The 7,615-nt window shown below is 74.1% G+C and carries 7 protein-coding genes; 6 read left to right on the top strand and 1 reads right to left on the bottom strand.

Translation table 11 applies throughout. From position 1 onward, the window contains the following. The 4 genes from ACZJYS_RS20940 to ACZJYS_RS20925 form a co-directional block, all read left to right on the top strand. Positions 1-1,051 (top strand): S1C family serine protease (locus tag ACZJYS_RS20940; RefSeq protein ID WP_493180203.1); only part of this gene is annotated, 1,051 nt, incomplete at its 5' end. Positions 1,052-1,184: 133 nt separating this feature from the next. Then, the gene (locus ACZJYS_RS20935; protein WP_493180202.1) at positions 1,185-2,357 is read left to right on the top strand and encodes an acyltransferase family protein; all 1,173 of its coding nucleotides are present in this window, start codon (positions 1,185-1,187) and stop codon (positions 2,355-2,357) included. Positions 2,358-2,613: 256 nt separating this feature from the next. Then, positions 2,614-3,672, top strand: a complete 1,059-nt coding sequence (locus ACZJYS_RS20930; RefSeq protein ID WP_493180201.1) for a FecCD family ABC transporter permease — start codon at positions 2,614-2,616, stop codon at positions 3,670-3,672. Then, complete coding sequence (locus ACZJYS_RS20925; RefSeq protein WP_109516603.1) at positions 3,669-4,448, top strand: ABC transporter ATP-binding protein; 780 nt, start codon at positions 3,669-3,671, stop codon at positions 4,446-4,448. Before ACZJYS_RS20930 ends, ACZJYS_RS20925 begins: the two co-directional genes overlap by 4 nt. 33 nt (positions 4,449-4,481) lie before the next feature. Here the strand turns inward: ACZJYS_RS20925 and ACZJYS_RS20920 are convergent, their stop codons facing one another. After that, a complete protein-coding gene (locus ACZJYS_RS20920) occupies positions 4,482-5,729 on the bottom strand; it encodes an HlyC/CorC family transporter (protein ID WP_245906278.1) in 1,248 nt (415 codons plus the stop codon). Between the two features lie 277 nt (positions 5,730-6,006). Between ACZJYS_RS20920 and ACZJYS_RS20915 the strand changes: the two genes are divergently transcribed. Together ACZJYS_RS20915 and ACZJYS_RS20910 are read left to right on the top strand one after the other, a co-directional pair. Then, a complete protein-coding gene (locus tag ACZJYS_RS20915; RefSeq protein WP_109516732.1) occupies positions 6,007-6,687 on the top strand; it encodes a response regulator transcription factor in 681 nt (226 codons plus the stop codon). Between the two features lie 45 nt (positions 6,688-6,732). Next, positions 6,733-7,615, top strand: an 883-nt coding sequence (locus ACZJYS_RS20910) for a HAMP domain-containing protein (RefSeq protein ID WP_493180200.1), incomplete at its 3' end; no start/stop codon positions are given.

Here is a 7,615-nt window from a genome sequence, read left to right as displayed (position 1 = left end):
TCTCGCCTTCGCCGGCCTCGCGGTGCTGCCGGCCTGCGGGCTGGCGCCCTCCGCCGCCCTGGCGCAGCGCGGCACGGTGCCGGACTTCGCCGACCTCGCCGAGCAGGTGCTGCCGGCCGTGGTGAACATCGCGGTGCTCTCCGAGCAGACCACCACGCAGATCCCCCCCGAGCTGCGCGGCACGCCCTTCGAGCGCTACTTCCGCGAGCGGCGCGGCCGCCAGCAGGTGCAGGGCGCGGGCTCGGGCTTCGTCATCGACCCGGCGGGCTATGTCGTCACCAACAACCACGTGGTGGGCAACGCGGCGCGGGTGGTGGTCTCGCTGCAGGACGGCACGGAACTGCCGGCGCGCGTCGTCGGCACCGACGAGTTGACCGACCTCGCCCTGCTGCGCGTCGAGCCGCGCGCGGCGCTAGCCGCGGTGCCCTGGGGCAATTCGGGCGCCATGCGGGTGGGGCAGTGGGTGCTGGCGGCGGGCAATCCCTTCGGCCTGGGCGGCACCGTCACCTCCGGCATCGTCTCGGCGCGCGGGCGCGAGATCGGGGCCGGGCCGTTCGACGACTTCATCCAGACCGACGCCGCCATCAACCCCGGCAATTCCGGCGGCCCGCTGTTCAACGCGGCGGGCGAGGTCATCGGCATCAACACCGCCATCTACTCGCCCTCCGGCGCCTCGGCCGGCATCGGCTTCGCCACGCCATCGGACCTGGCGCGCGGCGTCATCGAGCAGCTGCGGCGGGATGGCCGGGTGGAGCGCGGCTGGCTCGGCGTGGCGGTGCAGGACATCGGCGAGGAGAGCACCCCCGGCGGCCGCAACCGCGGCGTGCAGATCCAGAGCGTCGAGCGCGGCAGCCCCGCCGCCCGCGCCGGGCTGCGCCAGGGCGACATCGTGACGGCGCTGAACGGCGAGCGGGTGGAGACCTCCCGCGCGCTGATTCGCGGCGTGGCCGGCACGCCGCCGGGCCAGACCATCCGCATGACCTTGCAGCGCGAGGGGCGCCAGCGGGAGATGGCGGTGCAGGTGGGCCGCCGCCCCGGCGGGGCGGGCTGAGGGCAGGGGGGCGCCGCTGCTCAAACGGAGGTGATTCCCGGCGGCCGAAGCTTGCCGGGATGACATGCGGGAAGGGCTTACCGCCGCGCTATAGTTCCGAAGTCGGAACATATAGGCCGCGGAGGCAGCCCTGATGCCCTTGCCAGATTCTTCGCCCGCGCTTCCTCCGCCGCCGCAGGGGGAGATCACCGCCCTGACCGGATTGCGCGGCGTGGCCGCCCTGGCGGTCACCGCCTACCATTTCTATGCCACCCTCGACCCCGGCCTGACCGACCCGCTGCACATGGCGGTGCGGCGGGGCTACCTGATGGTCGACCTGTTCTTCGTGCTCAGCGGCCTGGTGATGGCCATGACCTATGCGCAAGGCTTCCTGGCGGCGCCCGGCCTCGCCGGCTGGAAGGACTTCATGCTGCGCCGCGCCGCCCGCATCCTGCCGCTCTACTGGGCGGTGCTGGCGGGCAGCCTGCTGGTGGCCTGGGCCGCCTATGGCCAGCTCAGCCCGCCGCGCGGCGGCTTCACCGTCAACGTGCCGGACCCGCTGCCGGACATCCTGCTGAACCTGCTGCTGGTGCAGTCCTGGTCGCTGACCCACAGCGCGCTGGTGCCGGCCTGGTCGATCAGCACGGAATGGGCGGCCTATCTGCTGTTCCCGCTGCTGGTGCGGCTGCTGCTGCGGCCGGGCTGGAGGATGGCGCTGCTGGGCCTCGCGCTGGCGGTGGCGATGCTGGCCGCCGCCATCTGGATCACCGCGCATGACGGGCTGCAGCATGGCGGCCCGCTCGATGCCTCCTCGGGCGAGGTGCCGGGGCCGCTGCTGCGCTGCCTGGCGGGCTTCATGCTCGGGATGCTGGGCTTCCGGCTGGCGGGCCATCCGGGCATCGCCTGGCTGGGGAGCGATGGCGCCGCCCTGCTGCTGGGCGGGCTGCTGGCCGTGCTGTGGCTGTTCGGCCCGTCGGACGCGCTGATCTATCCGCTGCTGCCCGCCGTGGTGCTGTGCCTGGCGCTCAACCGCGGCCATGCGGCGGCGCTGTTCTCCTGGGCGCCGCTGCACCGGCTGGGCGTTCTCTCCTACGCCATCTACCTGCTGCACTACCAGTTCGCCGGCGCGCTGCACTGGCTGGAGCAGGCGCTGGGGGCGCGGCTGCCGGCGGGGCTCGGGCCGGTGCTGGCGGCGGCCGTGATCTTTGGGCTGCTGCTGGGCACGGCCTGGCTGGCGCACCGCCTGGTGGAGCTGCCGGGCCGCCGCCTGATACGCGGCCTGCTGCGGCAGCGTGCCGCCGTGGGACCGGGTGGGCTGCCGGCCTGAGAGGCCAGGGGAAGGGTGCCGGCCCAAGGGGCCAGGGGAAGGGTGCCGGCCCAAGGGGCCGGGGCGTGCCGCGCATGGCTGGCCCGTCCCTGGCCGTGCGAGAAGGGCTTGGTCTGCGAGTTGCGAATGATTATGGATAACTGATCATCCGCTCCCGCTGGAAGGGCCTCCTGTTGACGTTTCTCCGCCAGTTCCGCGCCCCGGCGCTGCCGGGCAGCGCCGCTGCCCGTGCCGAGCCCATCCCCGGCCGCGGCCGGTGAGCGGCGCCACCCTGGCCGTGGCGGGGGCCGCCGCCGGCTACCGCGCCCTGGTGCTGCGCCGCGTGGCGCTGCTGGCGCTGCTGACGGTGTTGCTGATCGCCTCGCTGCTGCTCGACGTCGCCACCGGCCCCTCCCGCCTCGGCCTGGCCGATGTGGCGCGGGTGCTGCTGAACCCGGCGGCCGCCAGCGGCCCCGTCTCGGTCATCGTCTGGGATGTGCGGCTGCCCTACGCGGTGATGGCCGTGCTGGTCGGCGCCGCGCTCGCCCTGGCGGGGGCGGAGATGCAGACGGTGCTGAACAACCCGCTGGCCAGCCCCTTCACGCTGGGCGTCTCCTCCGCCGCCTCGCTCGGCGCGGCGCTGGCCATCGTGCTCGGCGTCGGCCTGCCCTGGGTGCCGCAGGAATGGCTGCTCTCGGGCAATGCCTTCCTCTTCGCCTTCCTCTCCGTGCTGCTGCTGCGCAGCCTCTCCCGCCTGCGCGGGGCGGGGGTGGAGGCGCTGGTGCTGTTCGGCATCGCGCTGGTCTTCGCCTTCAACGCGGCGGTGGCGCTGCTGCAGTTCGTCGCCACCGAGCAGGCGCTGCAGCAGCTGGTGTTCTGGTCGATGGGCAGCCTGGCGCGCGCCACCTGGCCCAAGATCGGCATCCTGGCGCTGGCGCTGGCCGTCGCCATCCCCTTCACCGCCCGCGCCACCTGGAAGCTCACCGCGCTGCGGCTGGGCGAGGAGCGGGCGCTCTCCTTCGGCATCGACGCCAACCGGCTGCGGGATGGCGCGCTGCTGCGCGTCAGCCTGCTCTCGGCGGTCTCGGTCGCCTTCGTCGGCACCATCGGCTTCATCGGGCTGGTCGGGCCGCACGCGGCGCGGCTGATGGTGGGGGAGGACCACCGCTTCTTCCTGCCCGCCGCGGCGCTGTGCGGCGCGCTGCTGCTCTCGCTCTCCTCGGTGGCCAGCAAGATGCTGGTGCCGGGGCTGATGGTGCCGGTGGGCATCGTCACCGCGCTGGTCGGCGTGCCGGTGTTCGTCGCGCTGGTCTTCACCCGGGGGCGGCGGTCGTGAGGCTGGAGGTCGAGCGGCTCACCCTCGGCTATGGCCGCCGCACCATCCTGGCGGAGGCGAGCCTGGAGCCGCTGCCGGGCGGCGCCATCACCGCGCTGATCGGGCCGAACGGCGCCGGCAAGTCCACCCTGCTGCGGGGCCTGGCCGGGCTGCTGCCGGCGCGCGGCTCGGTGCGGCTCGATGGGGAGGAGATGGCCGGCCAGTCGCTGGAGCGGCGGGCGCGGTCCATCGCCTACATGCCGCAGAGCCTGCCGCAGGGCGTGGCGCTGACGGTGATGGAGGCGCTGGTGGGGGCGCTGAAGGCCAGCCCCACCGCCGAGGGCATGCCCTCCGCCCGCGCCGCCGCCGAGCGCGCCCTGGCGCTGCTGGAGCGGCTCGGCATCGCCGAGCTGGCGCTGGTGGGGCTGGACCGGCTCTCGGGCGGGCAGCGGCAGCTCGCCGGCCTGGCCCAGGCGCTGGTGCGCCGCCCGCGCGTGCTGCTGCTGGACGAGCCGACCAGCGCGCTCGACCTGCGCCACCAGCTCGGCGTGATGCGGCTGGTGCGGGAGTTGACGCTGCAGCACGGGCTGGTGACGGTGCTGGTGGTGCACGACCTGGCGCTGGCCGCCCGCTTCGCCGACCGGGTGGTGATGATCGGCGAGGGCCGCGTGCGCGCCCAGGGCACGCCGGAGGAGACCCTGACGCCGGCAATGCTGGCCGAGGTCTATGGCGTCTCCGCCCGGGTGGAGCGCTGCTCGCACGGCCACCTCCAGGTGCTGGCCGACGCGCCGCTCTGAGCCCTGCCGGCGGAGGGCGGGCCGCTGCCGCCCCTATTCCTCGCTGCGGCCGATGCTGAGGCGGTCGATGCGCCAGCCGCGGCGTTCCAGCACGCGCAGCGTGTAGCGGCCCAGCGTGATCTCGGTGCCCACCGACGGGATCCCCCGCGCGCGGGCGATGGCGAGGCCGCCGGCGGTGCTGGCCTCGTCCTCCGGCAGGTCCCAGTCCAGCGCGTGGTTGATCTCGCGCAGGCGGGCGTCGCCGCGCACCTCGACAATGCCGTCCGCGTCGTTGTCGGCGATGATCGCCTCGCCGCGCTGGGCGATCTGCCCGACCACCACCTCGACGATGTCCTCCAGCGTCACCAGACCGCGGATGGTGCCGTACTCGTCCACCACCAGCGCCATCTTCGGCGTCATGGCGCGGAAGGCGTGCAGCTGCTCGCGCAGCGGGCGCATCTCCGGCACGAAGCTGGCGGGGGCGGCGAAGCGCTTCAGCTCCGGCGCGCCGCCCTCCTTGCGGGCGGCGGCCAGCGCGTGCAGCGCGGCGCGGGCGTCGACGATGCCCAGCACCTCCTCGCCGCGCCGGCGCCAGAGCGGCATGCGGCTGTGCGGCGCGGCCAGCAGCCGCTCCAGCACCGCTTCGGGCGGCGCGTCGGCGTCGAGCGCCTGGATGCGGGCGCGGTGGGTCATCACGTCGCCCACCGTCAGGTCGTCCAGCGCCAGCACGCCGCGCAGCATGCGCCGCTCCTCCTGCGCCGCCGCCTCCGCGTCGCCGCGCTCATCGGTGCCGTGCAGCTCGATGGCGCCGAGCAGCTCCTCCTCGCCGCGCCGCGCCTGCACCTGCGAGATGCCGAACAGGCGGAACACGTGGCTGAGCAGCCAGTTCACCGCGCCGCCGAGCGGCCCCAGCAGGCGCATCACGCCGCCCAGCAGCGGCGCCGCCGCCAGCGCCGTGGCGTCCGGCCGCTGCAGCGCATAGGTCTTGGGCAGCACCTCGGCGAAGATGACCAGCACCACCGTCATCGCCAGCGAGGCATAGACCACCCCCTCCTCGCCGAACCAGGCGATCAGCAGGCTGGAGGCCAGGGCGGTGGCGGTGGTGTTGACGAAATTGTTGCCCACCAGCAGCGCGGCCAGGAAGCGGTCCTTGCGCTCCTGCAGCCGGGCCAGGGTGGTGGCGCGGCGGTCGCCTTCCTTCACGCGGCGGGTGATGAAGGCCCGGCTCGCGGCGGTGATGGCGGTCTCGCTCCCCGAGAACAGGGCCGAGAGAACCAGCAATGCCAGAATCGCTCCCAGCATCGCCCAACTTGCCACGTCCATCGCTTCCTGGCGTCCTTTCCGCAGGGTGGAGCCCTGCACCTGCCAGAGCGCGGGGGCTGGATGCAAGCACCGATGGCGCGGGGCACGGATGGCGATGGCCCAGGGAGGGGTTGCGCAGGCACGGAGATCGCGGCTGCCCTGCCGCGCCTGCTCTGGCGTGGCGGCGCGGGCCGGGGCATGTTGGCCGGCCCGGCGCGCCATGATGGGGCCCCCCGCTTCCGCGGGGCCGGCGCGCCGCGACAAGGAGCGCAGCACCATGCGAATTCTGCTGGTGGAAGATGATGCCGAGGTGGGCCGCTTCGTGAGGAAGGGGTTGCAGGAGGCCGGGCACACGGTCGAGCACACCACCAACGGGCGGGACGGCCTGTTCATGGCGGCGGGCGAGAGCTTCGACCTGCTGGTGCTGGACCGGATGCTGCCGGGCGGCGTCGATGGCGTGCGCCTGGTGGAGACGCTGCGCGGCCAGGGCAACCACACGCCCGTTCTGTTCCTCTCGGCCATGTCCGGGGTGGATGAGCGGGTGAAGGGGCTGAAGGCGGGCGGCGACGACTACCTGGTGAAGCCCTTCGCCTTCGCCGAGCTGCTGGCCCGCGTCGAGGCGCTGGGCCGCCGCCCGGCGGTCGACGCGCCGGCCACGCGGCTGAAGGTGGCCGACCTGGAGCTCGACCTGCTCTCCCGTACCGTGACGCGGGCGGGCAAGAAGATCGACATCCAGCCGCGCGAGTTCCGCCTGCTGGAGCACCTGATGCGCCATGCCGGGCAGGTGGTGACCCGCACCATGCTGCTGGAGAAGGTGTGGGACTACCATTTCGACCCGCAGACCAACGTGATCGACGTGCATGTCTCCCGCCTGCGGCAGAAGCTGGACAAGGGGCAGGACAGGCCGCTGATCCACACGGTGCGCAACGCCGGCTACATGATCCGCGCCGAGCCGTGAGCGCCACGCCGTGCCGTGACCGCGCCCGGCCATGACGGGCGCCTGATGCCCCACACCCGCCGCCGGCAGCAGCATCCGGGGCCGCTCTGGCGGCTGCTCTCCTCGGCCGGCTTCCGCTTCGCGCTGCTGTTCGCGGTGGTGTTCCTGGCGGCGGGGCTGGCCTTCGCCGGCGTGCTCTGGTGGGGCACCGCCGGCACGCTGGAGCGGCAGACCGATTCCGCCATCCGCGCCGACGCCATGGCGCTGGCCGAGCGCGGCCGCGACTCCGGCCTGGCCGTGCTGGCCGAGGCGGTGGAGGAGCGGCTGGCGCTCGATGCCGAGGGCCTCTCGATCTACCTGCTGCTCGACCCTGCCGGGCGGCGCCTGGCGGGCAACCTCGCCGCGCTGCCGCCGCCGCGCCCGGGCGAGAGCTCCTGGTACCGCCTCAGCGTCGACCACGACGATTCCGGCCCCGGCGAGGCGCGGCTGCTGGTGCTGGACCTGCCCGATGGCAGCAAGCTGGCGGTGGGCCGCGAGGTGAGCGAGAAGCAGCGCCTGCGCGACCTGCTGACCGAGGGGCTGGCCTGGGCGGCGGGGGCGGCGCTGTTCTTCGCCCTGCTCGGCGCGCTGCTGATGCGGCGGGCGCTGGAGCGGCGGCTGACGCCGGCCACCACCACCGCCGCGCTGATCGCCGGCGGCGACCTCTCGCAGCGCGTGCCGATCTCGCTGCATGACGACGAGTTCGACCGGCTGGGCGCCAGCATGAACGCCATGCTCGACCGCATCGCCCACCTGATGGACGGGGTGCGCGGCGTCTCGGACGCCATCGCGCACGATCTGCGCACGCCCATCGCCCGTGCCCGCAACGGGCTGGAGGAGGCGCTGCTGGAGGAATCGGACGACCCGGCGGTGCTGCGCGGCGCCATCGAGCGCGGCATCGCCGACCTCG

This window comes from Roseomonas sp. TS2 (genome assembly GCF_058833935.1).
This window is presented reverse-complemented; position numbering and strand designations above follow the sequence as displayed.